13 protein-coding genes are annotated in these 16,972 nt (G+C 73.2%); 5 read left to right on the forward strand and 8 right to left on the reverse strand.

Annotated elements, in window-relative coordinates:
* Nucleotides 1-81: 81 nt before the first annotated feature.
* A complete protein-coding gene (locus tag ACF1BE_RS15800; protein WP_392199650.1) occupies nt 82-996 on the forward strand; it encodes an FAD-dependent oxidoreductase in 915 nt (304 codons plus the stop codon).
* Between the two features lie 156 nt (nt 997-1,152).
* On the opposite strand, the gene ACF1BE_RS15805 is transcribed toward ACF1BE_RS15800, so the two are convergent.
* Nucleotides 1,153-3,102, reverse strand: a complete 1,950-nt coding sequence (locus ACF1BE_RS15805) for a Xaa-Pro dipeptidyl-peptidase (RefSeq protein WP_392199589.1) — start codon at nt 3,100-3,102, stop codon at nt 1,153-1,155.
* Nucleotides 3,103-3,279: 177 nt separating this feature from the next.
* Here ACF1BE_RS15805 and ACF1BE_RS15810 point away from each other — a divergent pair, with 177 nt between their 5' ends.
* On the forward strand, nt 3,280-4,767 hold the full coding sequence (locus ACF1BE_RS15810) for a M1 family metallopeptidase (protein ID WP_392199590.1): 1,488 nt from the start codon (nt 3,280-3,282) through the stop codon (nt 4,765-4,767).
* Nucleotides 4,768-5,256: 489 nt separating this feature from the next.
* Here ACF1BE_RS15810 and ACF1BE_RS15815 read toward each other — a convergent pair whose 3' ends face one another.
* Nucleotides 5,257-6,732, reverse strand: a complete 1,476-nt coding sequence (locus ACF1BE_RS15815; protein ID WP_392199591.1) for an amino acid permease — start codon at nt 6,730-6,732, stop codon at nt 5,257-5,259.
* A 254-nt stretch (nt 6,733-6,986) separates the two neighbouring features.
* Between ACF1BE_RS15815 and ACF1BE_RS15820 the strand changes: the two genes are divergently transcribed.
* Nucleotides 6,987-7,736, forward strand: a complete 750-nt coding sequence (locus ACF1BE_RS15820; RefSeq protein ID WP_392199592.1) for a MerR family transcriptional regulator — start codon at nt 6,987-6,989, stop codon at nt 7,734-7,736.
* A gap of 97 nt (nt 7,737-7,833) precedes the next feature.
* Here ACF1BE_RS15820 and ACF1BE_RS15825 read toward each other — a convergent pair whose 3' ends face one another.
* From ACF1BE_RS15825 to ACF1BE_RS15835, 3 genes are read right to left on the reverse strand one after another with little or no spacing between them, the layout of a single operon-like run.
* Nucleotides 7,834-10,011, reverse strand: coding sequence for a 3-hydroxyacyl-CoA dehydrogenase NAD-binding domain-containing protein (locus tag ACF1BE_RS15825; protein ID WP_392199593.1), 2,178 nt, complete (start codon nt 10,009-10,011; stop codon nt 7,834-7,836).
* Between the two features lie 41 nt (nt 10,012-10,052).
* Nucleotides 10,053-11,267 (reverse strand): acetyl-CoA C-acetyltransferase, encoded by a 1,215-nt coding sequence (locus ACF1BE_RS15830; protein ID WP_392199594.1) that lies wholly within the window; start codon nt 11,265-11,267, stop codon nt 10,053-10,055.
* Between the two features lie 42 nt (nt 11,268-11,309).
* Nucleotides 11,310-12,467: a CaiB/BaiF CoA transferase family protein gene (locus tag ACF1BE_RS15835; protein WP_392199595.1), complete on the reverse strand. Its 1,158-nt coding sequence runs from the start codon at nt 12,465-12,467 to the stop codon at nt 11,310-11,312.
* 407 nt (nt 12,468-12,874) lie between these two features.
* Between ACF1BE_RS15835 and ACF1BE_RS15840 the strand changes: the two genes are divergently transcribed.
* Nucleotides 12,875-14,053 (forward strand): saccharopine dehydrogenase family protein, encoded by a 1,179-nt coding sequence (locus ACF1BE_RS15840; RefSeq protein WP_392199596.1) that lies wholly within the window; start codon nt 12,875-12,877, stop codon nt 14,051-14,053.
* 182 nt (nt 14,054-14,235) lie between these two features.
* Here the strand turns inward: ACF1BE_RS15840 and ACF1BE_RS15845 are convergent, their stop codons facing one another.
* Nucleotides 14,236-14,985 carry an endonuclease V gene (locus tag ACF1BE_RS15845; RefSeq protein ID WP_392199597.1) on the reverse strand — a complete coding sequence of 250 codons (750 nt, stop codon included), beginning with the start codon at nt 14,983-14,985 and terminating at the stop codon, nt 14,236-14,238.
* Nucleotides 14,986-15,044: 59 nt separating this feature from the next.
* Between ACF1BE_RS15845 and ACF1BE_RS15850 the strand changes: the two genes are divergently transcribed.
* Nucleotides 15,045-15,341 carry a YciI family protein gene (locus tag ACF1BE_RS15850; RefSeq protein WP_392199598.1) on the forward strand — a complete coding sequence of 99 codons (297 nt, stop codon included), beginning with the start codon at nt 15,045-15,047 and terminating at the stop codon, nt 15,339-15,341.
* A 10-nt stretch (nt 15,342-15,351) separates the two neighbouring features.
* On the opposite strand, the gene ACF1BE_RS15855 is transcribed toward ACF1BE_RS15850, so the two are convergent.
* A complete protein-coding gene (locus ACF1BE_RS15855; protein WP_392199599.1) occupies nt 15,352-15,690 on the reverse strand; it encodes a plasmid stabilization protein in 339 nt (112 codons plus the stop codon).
* A 55-nt stretch (nt 15,691-15,745) separates the two neighbouring features.
* Nucleotides 15,746-16,909 carry a WD40/YVTN/BNR-like repeat-containing protein gene (locus tag ACF1BE_RS15860; protein ID WP_392199600.1) on the reverse strand — a complete coding sequence of 388 codons (1,164 nt, stop codon included), beginning with the start codon at nt 16,907-16,909 and terminating at the stop codon, nt 15,746-15,748.
* Nucleotides 16,910-16,972: the final 63 nt, after the last annotated feature.

Below are 16,972 nucleotides of genomic sequence, written 5' to 3' on the forward strand. Positions count from 1 at the left end.
TCGACCGCCTCGGGCCGCGGGGTGCCGCCGGACACCCGCGGGGCCTATCGTCCTGGCGTGGACAGCGAGCCGAGTGACGAAGTGATCGTGGTCGGGGGCGGGATCGCCGGGCTGACGACGGCCGTACTGCTGGCCGAGTCGGGGCGGCGGGTGCGGGTGTGGACGCGGGAGCCGGCCGAGCGGACGACCTCCGCGGTCGCGGGCGGCCTGTGGTGGCCGTACCGCATCGAACCGGAGCCGCTGGTCGGCGCCTGGGCGCTGCACTCCCTGACGGTGTACGAGGAGCTGGCGGCGCGGCCCGGGGAGACGGGCGTACACCTCGTGGAGGGCGTGCACCACGGAGCGCGGCTGGACGGGCTGGGCGCGTGGGCGGGGCGGGTGCCGGGGCTGCGGGCGGTGGCCGACGGGCTGGCGGCACGGCTGCCGGTCATCGACATGCCGGTGCATCTCGCGTGGCTGCGGGAGCGGCTGGTGAAGGCGGGAGGGACGGTGGACCTTCGGGAGGTGACCGACCTGGCCGCGGTGCCCGCCGCCGTGGTGGTCAACTGCGCCGGTCTGGGCGCCCGTTCGCTGGTGCCGGATCCGGCGGTGCGTCCCGTGCGCGGGCAGCTGGTCGTGGTGGAGAACCCGGGCGTCACGACCTGGTTCACCTCCGTCGACCACTCCTCGGCCGCCTCCGTCTACTTCATCCCGCAGCCGTGCGGGCTGCTCCTCGGCGGTACGGCGGAGGAGGACGACTGGTCCCTGGACCCGGACCCGGACACCGCCGCGGCGATCGTCGCCCGCTGCGCGGCGGTCCGGCCGGAGATCGCCGGGGCCCGGGTGCTCGCCCACCGGGTGGGCCTGCGCCCGGCCCGCGACGCGGTACGGCTGGAACGCCGCCCCCTGCCGGACGGCCGCACCCTGGTGCACAACTACGGCCACGGCGGCGCCGGCATCACGGTGGCCTGGGGCTGCGCCCGAGAAGCGGCCGAACTGGCGTTCCCGGGGGCGTGAGCGGGCGTAGGAGCGATGGGCCCCGGGGCCGGTCCCGGCCACGGTGGACGTGCCCCGGCCGCGTGGTGTCGCCCCCGGCCCACGGGCGGGTGTACCGGCCGCCCGCGGTATCGGCAGGCGGCCGGGGTGCCTGGTCGGCGGGTGGTCGGGCCGCCGTCAGGCCGCCGGGATGTGGTGGACGGCGCGAGGCGCGCGGAGGCCGGACAGGGGCGCCGGCGCGGGAGCCGTGGCGCTGCCGGACGTGGCGCGGGCGAACGCCGCCGCACCGCCGGCCAGTGGGAGCCGCGCGCTCGTACCGGACAGGTTCACCGTGAGCGTCGGCTCGGCCGACGGGGGTGGGTCGATGAGGTCCCGGTCGGTGCCGGCGACGATCAGCGCCAGCCGGTGCCCGGCGGGCACGACGTGGTCGGTGGCCGCGAGGTCGAGGGTGATCGTGTACGGCTTGCCGGGGGTGAGCGGGACGCCCTTGCCGAGGGAGGCGTGATGGCCGAGGTCGGCCCAGCCGCGGCTGAACACGGTGTAGTCGACGGCGGCCGTCCTGGCCCTGGTCTCCTTGAAGCAGGCGCTGTCCCCGGCCGTGCTCGCGCCCCAGCAGGTGCGGTCGGTGAGGGTGGTGATGCCCTCGGCGCTGTCGGCGTAGTCGCGGATGGTGTCCGGGCCCAGGTCGACCAGGACGGCGGACAGGTGGGCGGAGGTGGTGGTCGGGGTCGCGGTGACCGTCACGCGGGAGGAGCCGGACAGGCGCAGGCCGCGGGTGAGCGGTGCCGTGAGGAACCCGGCCTTCTCGGGGGTGGGGGTGGTGAGGTGCCCGGCCCAGTCGGTCTCGCCGAGCCGCGGGTCGTCGGTGAGGGTCTCGGTGCCGGCGGCCGGGCGCAGCCCGAGCGTGCCGACGCCGGCCCGGGTGCCGGAGGCCGGGTGCAGGACGGTGGTGCGGGTGCCGTGCGGGGGCCAGGCCGCCGAGGTGACCCACTGGTCGGGGTGGCGTTCGATGTCGGCCGTGGGCTCGCGGTCGATGCCGTTGTCGTAGCCGAGGAGTTCGTGGTCGAACCAGCGGTGCAGGGTGTCGACCCAGGCGCCGCGCCGGTAGTCGAAGGGGTCGACGTGTCCGGTCTGCGACAGCCAGATCTTCCGCTCGACGCCGTGCTGCGCGAGGGCGTTCCACCACTGGCCGAGATGCTTGGTGCGGACGTTGAGGTCCTGCATGCCGTGCACGAGGAACACGCTGGCGCGCACCTTGCCCGCGTCCTTGACGTAGTCCCGTTCGGTCCACAGCGGGGTCCAGTCGCCGCTGCGTGGGCTGCCGTCGGCGAGCTTTCGCTGCACGGCGGCGCAGTGGGCCTGGGCGGCGTCGCTCTCGACGTAGCCGGCCAGTTCGCCGGGGCCGCCGTCGTAGAGGGGGGCGCCCTGCGCGAAGTAGTAGTCGTACCAGGAGGAGATGGCGCTGATCGGGACGATGGTCCTCAGGCCCTTGACGCCCGTGGCGGCGACGCCGTTGGCGATGGTGCCGTCCCAGCTCTTGCCGATCATGCCGGTTCTGCCGTTGGTCCAGCCGGCCCGTACCGGGGTGCCGCCGGTGCGGCTGGTGTACGCCCGGGCGCGGCCGTTCAGCCAGTCGACGACGGCCTTCGCGGACCGGATGTCGGAGCGGCCACCGACGTCGACGCAGCCGTCGGAGCGGTCGGTGCCGGCGAGGTCGACGCCGACGAAGGCGTAGCCGCGGGGCACGAAGTAGTTGTCGTAGAACAGCGGCATCTGTACCACGCGGCCCTGGGCGTCGTACGTCTTGCGCTGGCTCTCGTTGCCGCGTCCGCAGCAGGAGTAGTACGGGCTGGCGTCCATGATGACCGGCACCCTGCGGCCCTGCCGGGCGGGTTCGGCGGGGCGGACGATGTCGGCGGCGACGCGGTCGGTCCGTCCGTCGCGGTCCTCGTCGAGACCGGTGTCCACCCAGACGGATTCGCGGATGGCGTCGGCGTAGGAGTAGACGGGTTCGCTCTCCCGGGGCGTGGCCCGTGCACCGGCCGGGGTGAGGAACACGGCCGTCAGGGCGGCGACGGCGGCGATGACGAGCGTTCTCCGGAGTGTGGAGCGCTTGCGTTTCGGCATGCGCGGACGGTACCGCCGCCAACTGCCGTGCAGAAGAGGGCTCTCCGGGGCCCGTGACGGCTGAATGGCGATCGTGTGACGGCAGGGGTGATGGACAGGTCAGTGGCCACAGGGACTGAATAGGCTGCGGACGGACTTCTCCGAACCGACTGGTACAACCGACGACTTGGAGCTGACGTGCACCGCAGAATCATCGCGCCGGGCGCCCTGGCGGCGGCCTCCCTCCTGCTGGCGATCCCGGCATCGGCCGCGAGCTACTCCCCCGGCGCCCCGGGCATCGGCGACCCCTACTACCCGGACTACGGCAACGGCGGCTACGACGTCTCCCACTACGACCTGAGGCTCCGGTACCAGCCGGCGACGGACGAGCTCGAGGGCACGGCGACGATCCTGGCGAGGACGACGCAGGACCTGTCCAGCTTCGACCTGGACTTCCTGCTGGACGTCAGCGAGGTGCGGGTCAACGGAACGAAGGCGGCCTTCACCGCCTCCGGCCGGCACGAACTGGTCGTCACCCCGAAAACACCGCTGGCGAAGGGCACGCCGGTCACGGTCGTCGTCCGCTACAGCGGGGTGCCGTCGACGAAGAGCGCCTACGGTTTCACCGCATGGCACCGCACCCCGGACGGCGCGGTGGCCGCCGACGAGCCCGAGGCCGCCTGGTGGTGGTTCCCGAGCAACGACCACCCGAGCGACAAGGCCACCTACGACGTGTCGGTGGCCGTACCGGACGGCGTCCAGGCCATCTCCAACGGCACGCTCCAGTCGACGAGTTCGAAAGCGGGCTGGACCCGCTACAACTGGCGGCAGAACAAGCCGCAGGCCACTTATCTGGCCACACTGGCGCTCGGCCGGTTCGACATCACCACCGGCACCTCCGACGGCGGGGTGCCCGTCGTCAACGCCTACAGCAAGGACCTCGGCGACAACGACGGGGCCGCGCGGGCCAGTGTGGAGCGCACCGGGGAGATCGTCGACTGGCTGAGCGGCTACTTCGGGCCGTATCCCTTCAGCTCGGCGGGCGGCTACGTGCCGAACACCACCACCGGGTACGCGCTGGAGACGCAGAGCCGGATCTACTACAGCCCGAAGCAGTTCGCGAACGGCTCCAACACGTCCGTGGTCGTGCACGAGCTGGCGCACCAGTGGTACGGCGACGACGTGTCGCTGAAGGGCTGGAAGGACATCTGGATCAACGAGGGCTTCGCCCGGTACGCGCAGTGGCTGTGGTCCGACGCGGAGGGCGAGGGCACCACGCAGGAACTCGCCGACTACGTGTACGCCTCGCACCCGGCCGACGACCCGTTCTGGACGGTCCGGCCCGGCGACCCGGGCCCGGACGAGCAGTTCAGCGCCGCCGTCTACGACCGGGGCGCCCTGGCCATCCAGACGCTGCGCAACGCCATCGGTGACGACGCGTTCTTCGCGGTCCTCAAGGGCTGGCCGAAGACGCACGCATACGGCAACGCCTCGGTGGCCGACTTCCAGAAGTACGCCGAGCAGGTGTCCGGCAAGCCCCTGTCCCCGCTGTTCGACACCTGGCTGTTCCAGCCGTCGAAGCCGGCCGCGCCCGCGGCCCGCGCGCTGGCGGGTACGGGTGCGACGGTGGCGCAGCCGAAGTCGTGGAAGAGGATCGAGGCGACGAACGGCGTGCACGGGCACTGACCCGCGCGGTCCTCACCGGGCCGGCTCGGCCGTCTGCCCCAGGAGTTCCGCCCGGCCTGTCGCGGCGGCGCGGACGGCCGCGCCGTGCGGGCGTACGCCCCCCGGGAGCGCGCCGTGCCGGGCGCAGGCCCCGGGTGGCTCGCCGGTGAGGCGGCCGTCGGGGGAACGCGGCGGCGAAGGCGTCGCCCGCGCCGTTGGAGTCGTCCACCGGCGCGGGCGGGGCCGTCGCCGCTGTCCGGGTCGGTCCGCCGTCGGCCGGCAGACAGGTGCCCTCGGCCGCGGACTTCCCGGTCGTGCAGGTCCGTGCGGAGCGGTACGCCCGTCTCGGCCAGGACCGGCAGGGCTCGCGCGGGATCTCCGGGGAACGGGCCCGGCTCGGGTCGTACAGCGGCAGGCGGCGGCCGGCGGCACGTGGCGTCACCCCGGGACGTGTGGCCCCCGGCATGACGCCACCGTGGGCGAAGCCACGGGCAGTGGCCCGCCGAACAGCTACTTCGTGGCCGGTACGTCCGTCGTGCCCCGGCCGGTGTTCCGGGCCACCCGGCGGCGGACGCCGAACCAGCCGGCGACCAGCATGACGGCGATCACCGGGATGAGGAGCAGGGTCTTGCGGCCGACCTCGGGGTCGTTCCACATCAGGCCGAGGCAGACCATGAGGAAGGCGATCGTGGCGATCTCGGTGACCGGGCTGAACTTCAGCTGGAAGTTCGGCCGGCTCACCCGCCCGTCGCGGGCGCGGCGGACGAAGACCAGGTGACAGATCATGATGATCACCCAGGTGCTGATGATGCCCAGGGAGGCGACGTTCAGCACGATCTCGAAGGCCTGGCCGGGCAGGCGGTAGTTCAGCACGACGCCGAGGACACAGACCGCGCAGGTCAGCAGGATGCCGCCGTAGGGGACCTGGCTGCGGTTCATGCGGGCGGTGAACTTGGGGGCGGAGCCGGCCGTGGCCATGGAGCGCAGGATGCGGCCGGTGGAGTACAGCCCGGAGTTGAGCGAGGACATGGCGGCGGTCAGCACCACCAGGTTCATCACGTCGCCGGCCGCCGGGATGCCGATCTTGGACAGCACGGTCACGAACGGGCTCTGGTCGGCGGAGTACACCGAGCCGGGCAGCAGCAGCGCGAGCAGGACGACCGAGCCGACGTAGAACAGGCCCACTCGCCACATGATCGAGTTCACCGCGCGCGGGACGATCTTCTCCGGCTCGGCCGTCTCGCCGGCGGCGACGCCGACCAGTTCCAGGGCGGCGTAGGCGAAGATCACGCCCTGCATGACGAGGACGACCGGCATCATGCCGTGCGGGAAGACGCCACCGTGGTCGGCGATCACGCTGAGGCCGGGCCGGGTGCCGCCGACGTCGTGCTGGGTGGCCAGCAGGAAGATACCGATGAGCATGAAGCCCACGAGGGTGGCGACCTTGATGATCGCGAACCAGAACTCCATCTCACCGAAGATCTTCACCGAGATCAGGTTCACGGCGAGGACCACCGCGAGGGCTATCAGCGCCAGCACCCACTGGGGGATGGAGGTGAACATGCTCCAGTAGTGCGCGTAGAGCGCGATCGCGGTGATGTCGGCGATGCCGGTGGTCGACCAGTTCAGGAAGTACATCCAGCCGGCGACGTAGGCGCCCTTCTCGCCGAGGAACTCGCGCGCGTACGACACGAAGGAGCCGGAGGACGGGCGGTACAGGACCAGCTCGCCGAGGGCCCGGACGACGAAGAAGGCGAAGATGCCGCAGACCAGATAGGCCAGGGCGAGCGCCGGGCCCGCGTTGTGCAGGCGTCCGCCGGCGCCGAGGAAGAGACCGGTGCCGATGGCGCCACCGATGGCGATCATGTTGACGTGGCGGGCCTTGAGGTCCTTGCTGTAACCGGCGTCGCCCGCGTCCGCGGGCGTCCGGGCCACCTCGGGACGGTCGGCGGCCTGTGTGGTGTCCACGGCGTCCTTGCTGCTCACGGGTGGTTTCACTTCCTGGTGCGCCCGGACCTCGTGGGGCCGGGGTTCGTGCAGGTCCTGGCCCGCACCACCCTGGTATGTCGCGGCACAGACCAAGACAGCAGCTTCCCAGAGGGATCGGCCGGCGCGCGGTGTCCCACGTCACAGAGCGTCCTTTCTCACAGGTCAGCGGCGCGGGAAGCAGACGTCACGGGGCCGCTTCACGGTGGCTCGTGAGGTGTCACGGCATTGGCGGGACAGCGATACTGCTGCACATGACGACCGACACCACGGAGCAGACGGATCCGGGCGGCCCCACGCTGACGATCGACGAGCTGGCCGCGCGGGCGGGCGTCACCGTCCGTACCGTCCGTTTCTACGGCACCAAGGGGCTGCTGCCTCCTCCGGCGCTCGGTCCGCGCCGGGTCGGGCACTACGGACCGGAGCACCTGGCGCGGCTGGCCCTGATCGACGAACTGCAACGGCAGGGCATGACGCTGTCGGCGATCGAACGGCATCTGCGCCGGCTGCCGCCGGACCTCAGCGCGCAGGACCTCGCCATCCACCGGGCGGTGGTGGCCTCCTGGGCGCCGGAGACGGTGGAGACGGTGACGCGCGAGGAACTGCGCCGGCTGGCGGGACGGGAGCTGAGCGACGCGGACGTGGCCCGCCTGGCCGCCCTGGACGTGGTCACGCCCGAGGACGGCGGCTACCGGGTCGACGCGGGACTCCTGCGGCTGGGCGTCGAGCTGCTCGACGTACCGCTGTCCCAGGAGATGGTCCTCGCGGCGCGGGAGGTGCTGCTGGAGCACTCACGCGCGGCGGCGCAGGAGCTGTCCCGGCTGCTGCGCGAGGCGGTGTCGGAGCTGGCCGCGGAGGACGTGAAGTCGCTGACGGCCCACATGCACCCGCTGGTGGTGCAGGCGCTGCTCACGACGTTCCAGCGCTCCCTGCGGCAGGAGCTGCGTGGCTGGCTCAGCGAGGCCGGCGAGAGCGGGCGGGACGGCGAGAGCGGGCCGGGCTGAGGAGGCCGGCGCGTCCCGGCGGCGGCAGGAGCGTTCCGCCGGCGGACGCCCTGCGGGCCTGCGGGTCGGCAGGCCCGCAGGCCGGGACGTCAGTGGGTCAGCGGGCGTCGGTGAAGGTCTCCCCCTTCTCGGCCTTCGCCACGAGCAGCGCGGGCGGGGTGAACCGCTCGCCGTAGCGCTCGGCCAGCTCGCGCGCGCGGGCCACGAATCCGGGCAGGCCCCCTTCGTAGCCGTTGATGTACTGGAGGACACCACCGGTCCAGCCGGGGAAGCCGATGCCCAGGATCGAGCCGATGTTGGCGTCGGCGACCGAGGTCAGGACGCCCTCCTCCAGAAGGCGTACGGTGTCGAGGGCCTCGGCGAAGAGCATGCGCTCCTGCATGTCCCGGAACGGGATCTCGTACCCGGCCGTGGTGAAGTGCTCGCGCAGGCCCGGCCACAGTCCGGCCCGCTTGCCGTCCTCGGTGTAGTCGTAGAACCCGGCGCCGCCACTGCGGCCGGGGCGGCCGAACTCGTCGACCATGCGGTCGACGACCGCCTCCGCCGGGTGCGCCGTCCAGGTGCCGCCCGCCTCCTCCACGGCCCGCCGGGTCTCCTCGCGGATCCTGCGCGGGAGGGTGAGGGTCAGCTCGTCCATGAGGGACAGCACCTTGGCCGGGTAGCCGGCCTGGGCCGCGGCCTGCTCGACGGAGGCGGGCTCGATGCCCTCGCCGACCATGGCGACGCCCTCGTTGATGAAGTGGCCGATCACCCGGGAGGTGAAGAAGCCGCGCGAGTCGTTCACGACGATCGGCGTCTTGTTGATCTGCCGGACCAGGTCGAAGGCGCGTGCGAGGGCCTCCTCCCCGGTGCGCTCGCCCTTGATGATCTCGACGAGCGGCATCTTGTCGACCGGCGAGAAGAAGTGCAGCCCGATGAAGTCGGCCTGGCGCTCCACGCCCTCGGCGAGGGTGGTGATGGGCAGCGTGGAGGTGTTGGAGCACAGCAGCGCGTCAGCGGCGACGACGGACTCGGTCTCCTGGAACACCTTGTGCTTGAGGGCGGTGTCCTCGAAGACGGCCTCGATGACCGCGTCGCAGCCCGCGAGGTCGGCGACATCGGCGGTGGGGGTGATCCGGGCGAGCAGCGCGTCCGCCTTCTCCTGGCTGGTACGGCCCTTGGCGACGGCCTTGGCGCACAGCTTCTCGGAGTAGCCCTTGCCCTTGACGGCAGCCTCCAGGGAGACGTCCTTCAGGAGGACGTCGATGCCCGCGCGGGCACACGAGTACGCGATGCCGGCGCCCATCATGCCGGCGCCGAGGACGGCGACCTTGCGCACCGGGCGGGGCTCGATGCCCTGGGGGCGGCTGACGCCGGAGTTGACCGCCTGGAGGTCGAAGAAGAACGCCTGGATCATGTTCTTCGCGGTCTGCCCGGTGACCAGTTCGGTGAAGTAGCGGGTCTCGATGGTGATCGCGGTCTCGAAGTCGACCTGGGAGCCCTCGACGGCGGCGGCCATGATGTTGCGCGGGGCCGGATAGGGGGCGCCGGCCGTCTGCTTGCGCAGGCCGGCCGGGAACGCGGGAAGGTTGGCGGCGAACTTCGGGTGGGCCGGGGTGCCGCCGGGGATCCTGTAACCGGGGACGTCCCAGGGCTGGTGCGACTCGGGGTGGGCGTCGATGAACGCGCGGGCCTTGGCGAGCATCTCCTCCTCGCTCGCGGCCACCTCGTGGACGAGGCCGTTCTCCAGGGCGCGCCGGGGGGTGTACTGGGTGCCCTGGAGCAGCACCTTCAGCAGTGCGTCCGTGATGCCCATCAGCCGTACCGTGCGGGTGACGCCGCCGCCCGCCGGCAGCAGGCCGAGGGTGACCTCGGGCAGGCCGATCCGGGAGCGGGGGGCGTCCAGGGCGATCCGGTGGTGGGAGGCGAGCGCGATCTCGTAGCCGCCGCCGAGGGCCGCGCCGTTGATGGCGGCGACGACCGGCTTGCCGAGGGTCTCGATGCGGCGCAGCGCGTTCTTGATCTCGGTCGCGGTGTCGAAGACCTGCTGGGCGTCCTCGGGGCGGGCCTTGATCATGTCCTTGAGATCGCCGCCCGCGAAGAAGGTCTTCTTGGCGGAGGTGTAGATGATGCCGCGGATGGAGTCCTTCTCGGCCTCCGCGCGCGCGGCGATCGCCGTGACGGAGGCCCGGAAGGCCTGGTTCATGGTGTTCGCGGACTGGTTCGGGTCGTCCAGGACGAGGGTGACGACACCGGTGTCGTCCTGCTCCCAGCGGATGGTGGTGCTCTCGGTCATGACAGTCGTCTCCGTTGAAGTCGCTTGGTTCCGCGGGGAGTTCAGACGCGCTCGACGATGGTGGCGACGCCCATGCCGCCGCCCACGCAGAGTGTGGCGAGGCCGTAGCGCTTGTCCTGGCGCTCGAGTTCGTCGATGAGCGAGCCGAGGATCATCGCGCCGGTGGCGCCGAGCGGATGACCGAGGGCGATGGCGCCGCCGTTGACGTTGACCTTGTCCAGGGACAGGCCCATGTCCCTGACGAAGCGCAGCACGACCGCGGCGAACGCCTCGTTGATCTCGACCAGGTCGATGTCGTCGATGGTGAGGCCGGCCTTGGCCAGGGCCTTGCGGGTGGCGGGGGCGGGACCGGTGAGCATGATGGTGGGCTCGGAGCCGGAGACGGCCGCGGAGACGATCCGGGCACGGGGGGTGAGTCCGTGGCGCTCGCCGACCTCCCTGGAGCCGACGGCGACGAGCGAGGCGCCGTCCACGATGCCGGAGGAGTTGCCCGCGTGGTGGACGTGGTCGATCTTCTCCACGCGGTGGTACTTCTGCAGCGCGACCGCGTCGAAGCCGCCCAGCTCGCCGATGTCCGCGAAGGACGGCTTCAGCCTGGCGAGGGAGTCGGCGGTGGTGCCGGGGCGCATGTGCTCGTCGTGGTCGAGGACGACCAGGCCGTTGCGGTCCCTGACGGGCACGACCGAGCGGTCGAAGCGCCCTTCCTTCCAGGCGGTGGCGGCGCGCTCCTGGGACAGGGCCGCGTACTCGTCGACGTCCCGGCGGGAGAAACCCTCGATGGTGGCGATCAGGTCGGCGCTGATGCCCTGCGGCACGAAGTTGACGGCGAGATTGGTCATCGGGTCGTTGAACCAGGCGCCGCCGTCGGAGGCCATCGGGACGCGGGACATGGACTCGACACCGCCCGCGAGGACCAGGTCCTCCCAGCCCGAGCGGATCTTGGCGGCGGCCAGGTTCACGGACTCCAGGCCGGAGGCACAGAAGCGGTTCTCCTGCACGCCCGCGACCGTGTCCGGCAGTCCGGCGGCGATGGCGGCGATCCGGGCGATGTCGGCGCCCTGGTCGCCGACGGGGCCGACGACACCGAGCACGATGTCGTCGATCGCGGCCGGGTCCAGGCCCGGGAAGCGGTCGCGGATCTCGTGGATGAGACCGACGACCAGGTCGATGGGCTTCGTGCCGTGCAGGGCGCCGTTCGCCTTGCCGCGCCCGCGCGGGGTGCGGATCGCGTCGTACACGTACGCTTCGGTGCTCACTGGTGTGCCTTTCGGGAGGGTGGGCCGAGCGGGTGGGCGGGGTCAGCCGCCGTCGGTGACCAGGTCGTCGGTCGGGCGTGCGGGTATGCCCCAGTCCCGGGCGACCGTCTCCGTGTCCGCGCCGGGCCGGGCGGGGCCGCCGCGGACGGTGGTGGGCGTCGCGGAGAATCGGGGCGCGGGGGCCGGCTGGGTGATGCCGTCGTGGTCGGTGAAGGTGCCGCGGGCGGCCAGGTGCGGGTGGTGCGGGGCCTCGCGCAGGGTCAGTACGGGTGCCACGCATGCGTCGGAGCCCTCGAAGACGGCGGTCCACTCGGCCCGGGTACGGGACCTGAAGCGGGCGGCGATCCGTTCACGCAGCTCGTCCCAGCGGGCCGGGTCCGTGCGGGCGGAGGTCAGGCCGTCCAGGCCGAGCAGGCGCAGGAACTCCTCGTAGAACTTCTCCTCCAGGGCGCCGACCGCCATGTGGCCGCCGTCGGCGGTCTCGTAGGTGCCGTAGTAGGGGCAGCCGCCGTCCAGCAGGTTGGCGCCGCGCCGGTCCTGCCAGCCGCCGGCGGCGAGCATGCCGTGGATCATCGTGGACAGGTGGGCCGTGCCGTCGACGATGGCGGCGTCGACCACCTGGCCGGTGCCGGTCGCGCGCGCGTGGTGCAGGGCGGCGAGGACGCCGATGACCAGGTAGAGGGAGCCGCCGGCGTAGTCCCCGAGGAGGTTGGCGGGGACGGCCGGGGGCTCGCCGGGGCGGCCGGTCATGCCGAGCGTGCCGGTGAGCGCGATGTAGGCGATGTCGTGGCCCGCGCGCCGGGCGAGGGGGCCGTCCTGGCCCCAGCCGGTCATGCGGCCGTAGACCAGACGGGGGTTGCGGGCGTGGCAGTGCTCGGGGCCGATGCCGAGCCGCTCGGCGACGCCCGGGCGGTAGCCCTCGACGAGGATGTCGGCCCGCTCGGCGAGGTCCAGGACGCGCGCGGGGCCGTCCGGCGCCTTGAGGTCGATCACGACCGAGCGCTTGTTGCGGTTGGTGACGTCGTACGCGGGGTCGATGGCGAGGCCGGGGCCGCCCGGGCGGTCCACCCGGACCACGTCGGCGCCCAGGTCGGCCAGCAGCATGGCGGCGAACGGGCCCGGCCCGATGCCGGCCAGCTCGACCACGCGCACGCCGCGGAGCGGGCCGGCGTCCGGCGTCGGCGTCCCTGCCGTTGTCATGCGACCAGCTCCCGGAGCGTGTGTGACACAACTGATGTAACACCGACGATGCTAAGAACGCGTTCCACCCGGCACAAGACCTGAACGAGCAAGCGCTTAGCCGAGTGCCCGTCCCGCCGCTCATCACCCGGGAGAGTGACGCGCCCCCCGGCACCGCTCCGCGTCGCCCGCGCCCCCCGGGCTACGGATCGCGCGTGCCTGCCTCCGCAGCGGGACGCCGGGTGCGGCCGGCCGGCAGCACTCCTCCGTGGGTCTCGGCGGGTGCTTTCTCCCGCTTCTTCGGGGCATTCCTGGCCACCGCCATCGCTTCCTCCGGGTGACGTGTCGGACTCCGCACTCCTCACGCTAGCCTCAGCCACCGACAGCGGCGCGGGCTGCACGACGGACTGCACGAACCGAGGGGTGTCATGAGCAGGCTGAACAGGACAGGCCGTCCCTACGACCTCGTGCTCTTCGGAGCCACGGGCTTCGTCGGCACGCTCACGGCCCGGTATCTCGCCGCGCACGCGCCGAAGGACCTGCGCTGGGCGATCGCCGGCCGCGACGAGCGCAGGCTGGAGGAGCTGCGCGAGGAGCTGCCCGGAGGCGCGGACATCGGCGTGCTGCGCGCGGACGTGGACGAACCGGCCACCCTGCGCGCCCTCGCCGAGCACGCGCGCGTGGTCGCCACGACCGTGGGGCCCTACGTGCTGTACGGCGAGGAGCTCGTCGCCGCCTGCGCCGACACGGGGGCCGACTACCTGGACCTCACGGGTGAGCCGGAGTTCGTCGACCTGATGTACGTCCGGCACGACGCACGCGCGCGTGAGACGGGCGCACGTCTCGTGCACGCCTGCGGGTTCGACTCCGTACCGCACGATCTCGGCGCGTACTTCACGGTCCGGCAGCTGCCGGAGGGTGTCCCGCTGACCGTGGACGGCTACGTGACCGCGCACGCGGCCTTCTCCGGCGGCACCCTCGCCTCGGCGCTGAACCAGATGGCCCGCGGACGACGCCTGCTGGGCGCGGCCCGCGAGCGGGCCCGGTACGAGCCGCGGCTGCCGGGCCGCCGGGTGACGGCGCCGACCGGCGCGCCGAGGTTCGCCGGCGAGGTCGGCGCGTGGGCGCTGCCGCTGCCGACCATCGACCCCCGGATCGTGCGCCGTTCGGCGCGGGCGCTGGAGCGGTACGGCCCGGACTTCCGCTACCGGCACTACGCCGCCGTCCGGCGCCTTCCGGTCGCCCTCGGCTCGGTCGCCGCCGTCGGCGCGCTGACCGCGGCGGCCCAACTGCCGCCCGCGCGCCGCTGGCTGTCGGACCGGCTCCGGCCGGGTGACGGACCCGGCGCGCAGCAGCGGGCGAGGAGCTGGTTCAGGGTGCGGTTCGTCGGTGAGGGCGGCGGGCGCCGTGTGTTCACGGAGGTCGCGGGCGGCGACCCCGGTTACGACGAGACGGCGAAGATGTTCGCCGAGGCGGCCCTGAGCCTGGCCTTCGACGACCTGCCGCCGACGGCCGGACAGGTCACCACGGCCGAGGCGATGGGCGACGCCCTGACGGAGCGGCTGCGTGCCGCCGGCATCACCTTCCGGGTGGTGGCGGAACGCTAGGGCCTCTCTTCCGGATCTTGCCGGGGTCGCGGGGTCCGGCACGCGCATCTGCGGCGTTGTCGTCGGTTGCCGACGCTCCGCGTCGACGCCCTCCTCCGCCTTGCAGCTGCACGCACCGGACCCCGCTCGGGTAGGCCATGCGGCGCCCGCGATCCCGGCCGGCCTGATCCGAACGAAAGACCCTAGGACCTGCCGTCGGGATCCTGCCGCGGCCGGCCGGAAGCGGCCTGGTCCGCGGGGAAGGCCGTGACGGCCGCCCGCAGGGCCTGCCGGCACAGGGCGTCCGCCCGGCGCGTGGTCTCCGGCAGCCGGTAGCGGGGGCTCAGCGCCAGGGTGTGTGCCAGGGCGGTGCCGAGGCTCACCCGGTGGCCGGCCGAGACGAACACCGGCTTGACGCCGTCCCGGGTACGCAGGGCGCGCCCGACCTCCTCGGTCCCGTCGAGCAGCGGCGCCGTACTGCCCCGCGCCGGACCCGGGTCGTCGTACGTGAAGGTGAACGGGTTCTTGGCGACGCCGATGGTCGGCAGGTCCGTGAGCACGCCCAGGTGGCTCGCCAGGCCGAAGCGGCGCGGATGGGCCACCCCGTAGCCGTCGCACACCACCAGTCCGGGCGGGCACGGCAGCCGGTCCAGGGCGGCCCGCACGGTCGGGATCTCGCGGAAGGCGAGGAGACCGGGCACGTACGGGAAGGAGACCCGGCCCACGGCCGTCGCCTGAGCGACGACCTCCAGGGTCGCGGCGTCCAGCACGACGGCCGCCGCCGCGACGAGGTCCAGGCCGTCGTCGTAGGCGACGTCCACCCCCGTGACCCGGCCCGTCCCCGGCGGGGGTCCGGGTTCGTCGAGAACCACCCGCCCGCGCAGCCCGTCCTGTACGGCACGGGCCTCTTCCTCGGTCGCGGGCCAGCCCGCGGGTACGCCGACGATCGTCATGGTGGGCGACTGTACGGACCCGCCGCGGGGCCCCCGTCCGCCGGGGTAGGCTCGCGATCATGTTCGTACTGGAGCTGACCTACACCGCGCCCCTCGATGCCGTGGACGCCGTCCTGCCGGACCACGTGGTCTGGCTGGACGAGCAGTACGACAAGGGCGTCTTCCTGGCCTCCGGACGCAAGAACCCCCGCGACGGAGGGGTGATCCTGGCCGTCGCGGAGGATCGCGCCCGCATCGAGGAGATCGTCGCGGGCGACCCGTTCGCCGTCGCCGGCGTCTGCGCCTACCGCGTCACGGAGTTCGTCGCCACGAAGACGGCTCCTGAGCTGGCGCGGCACCGGCAGACGCTCGGCTGAGTCCGGCGGCTCAGCCTTTCCTGGAGTCGAGCGCGCGCTGGAGCTCGTCCTTGTTCATGTTCGAGCGGCCTTCGATGCCGCGCTGCCTCGCCTCGTTGTAGAGCTGGTCGCGGGTCGGTCCGTGCGAGCCGGACCGGTTGCCCGACCGCTGACCGCCCCGCCTGCCGGACGACATGTCGTTCGTGGAGCTGCGGCTGGCGGTCTTCGACTCGCCCGAACGCGCGCGTTCCTTGTTCACCGTCCGTGCGGCGATCTCCTCGGCGCGTCCCTCGCTCTCGCCCCGGTTCTGGGCGCTCTCCTTGATGTGCTCGTACTGACGTTCGCGCTTGGGGCTGGAACCGGCTGGCATGATCGTTCCCTTCCGTTGCGGCAGGGAACGGGTACCCGCCTCGCGCTCACCTACGTCAGCGTTCCAGCCGGGCCACCCTTCCCTGCTCGCCGGCCGCCCAGCAGCCCAGGTCGGACGCGCAGGCCACGGTGTCGTACGACCCGGTGCCGGTGGTGCGCCAGCTGCGCCCGCCGTCGGTGGTCAGGTCGGTGCCGGCCGGGCCGACGGCCAGCGCGGCGCCGCGGCTGTGCGGGAGCCAGGCGGCACCGGAGCGGTAGGCGGGTGGCGGGGCCGCGGCGGGCCGCCAGGTCCGGCCGCCGTCGGCGGTGACCGCGGCGTTGTGCGGTGAGGGCTGGTCGGGGCGGTAGTCGCCGCCGACCGCGATGCCGTGGGCGCGGTCGCGGAAGGCGAGCGCGAAGACACCCTTGGCCGGATCGCCGGCCGGGACCGGCGTGCCGGCGGCCGTCCAGGTCAGTCCGCGGTCGGCGGAGTACAGCACGCGTGCGTGGGCGCCGCCGCCGGTGGCCAGCCAGACGTCCTTCGGACCGGAGGTGACCAGGCACTGCCCGCTCGCGGCGAAGCCCGCCTCGCCGTCCAGGGCGGGCGGCATGCCGGCCGAGGGCAGCACGCGCCAGGAGCGGCCACCGTCGGCGGTGGACAGGAGCCGGAACTTTCCGTCGACCGGGTCGCTCAGCGCGAGGCCGTGCCGGGGGTCCAAGAAGGCGAGGCAGTCGTAGAAGGCCTTCGGGTCGGTGTTGCGGAAGGACTCCGTCCACGTGGTTCCGCCGTCGTCGGTGCGGTAGACGCGGGACGCCTCGCCCTCACCGATGGCCAGCACGACCGCGCGCCGCGCGTCGAACGCCTCGATGTCCCGGAACTGGAGTGCGGCCGCGCCCGGTGGGGAGACGTTCCGCCAGCCGGCGCCGCCGTCCGTGGTGCGCAGCACCGTGCCGCCGGTGCCGGCCAGCCAGGCGGTGCGCCGGCTGACGGCCGCGAGGCCCCGGAAGCGGACCTGCGGGGTGCCGGGGTCCTTCGGCGCCCAGTGCGCGTCCGCCCGGCCCGTGCCGCCCGGCCCTGGTTCCGTCCCCTCGACGCCCGCCGGCGTGAGGCCGGCCCGTTCGAGCGGCCGGGCCCCGGCGGCCGGGACCGTCAGCGCGGCCAGCACCGCGCCGCACGCCACCCCCACCGCCACCAGTCCGTTCGCCCGCCCCCCGCGTCGCGTGCTCCCCGAGCGCCTCATGGCGGGCGAAGCTGGCCCACCGCACCGGTGCCGTCCAGAGGGCCGGTGTCTCCCGGCGCGGGG

Origin of the sequence: Streptomyces sp. NPDC014991, from assembly GCF_043080665.1 — a bacterium.
Lineage (GTDB): Bacteria > Actinomycetota > Actinomycetes > Streptomycetales > Streptomycetaceae > Streptomyces.

Coding starts and splice junctions, on each gene's coding strand:
- ACF1BE_RS15805 (WP_392199589.1), bottom strand. CDS start 3,102: ATGCCGAAACGCAAGCGCTCCACACTCCGGAGAACGCTCGTCATCGCC.
- ACF1BE_RS15820 (WP_392199592.1), top strand. CDS start 6,987: ATGACGACCGACACCACGGAGCAGACGGATCCGGGCGGCCCCACGCTG.
- ACF1BE_RS15825 (WP_392199593.1), bottom strand. CDS start 10,011: ATGACCGAGAGCACCACCATCCGCTGGGAGCAGGACGACACCGGTGTC.
- ACF1BE_RS15835 (WP_392199595.1), bottom strand. CDS start 12,467: ATGACAACGGCAGGGACGCCGACGCCGGACGCCGGCCCGCTCCGCGGC.
- ACF1BE_RS15840 (WP_392199596.1), top strand. CDS start 12,875: ATGAGCAGGCTGAACAGGACAGGCCGTCCCTACGACCTCGTGCTCTTC.
- ACF1BE_RS15845 (WP_392199597.1), bottom strand. CDS start 14,985: ATGACGATCGTCGGCGTACCCGCGGGCTGGCCCGCGACCGAGGAAGAG.
- ACF1BE_RS15850 (WP_392199598.1), top strand. CDS start 15,045: ATGTTCGTACTGGAGCTGACCTACACCGCGCCCCTCGATGCCGTGGAC.
- ACF1BE_RS15855 (WP_392199599.1), bottom strand. CDS start 15,690: ATGCCAGCCGGTTCCAGCCCCAAGCGCGAACGTCAGTACGAGCACATC.
- ACF1BE_RS15860 (WP_392199600.1), bottom strand. CDS start 16,909: ATGAGGCGCTCGGGGAGCACGCGACGCGGGGGGCGGGCGAACGGACTG.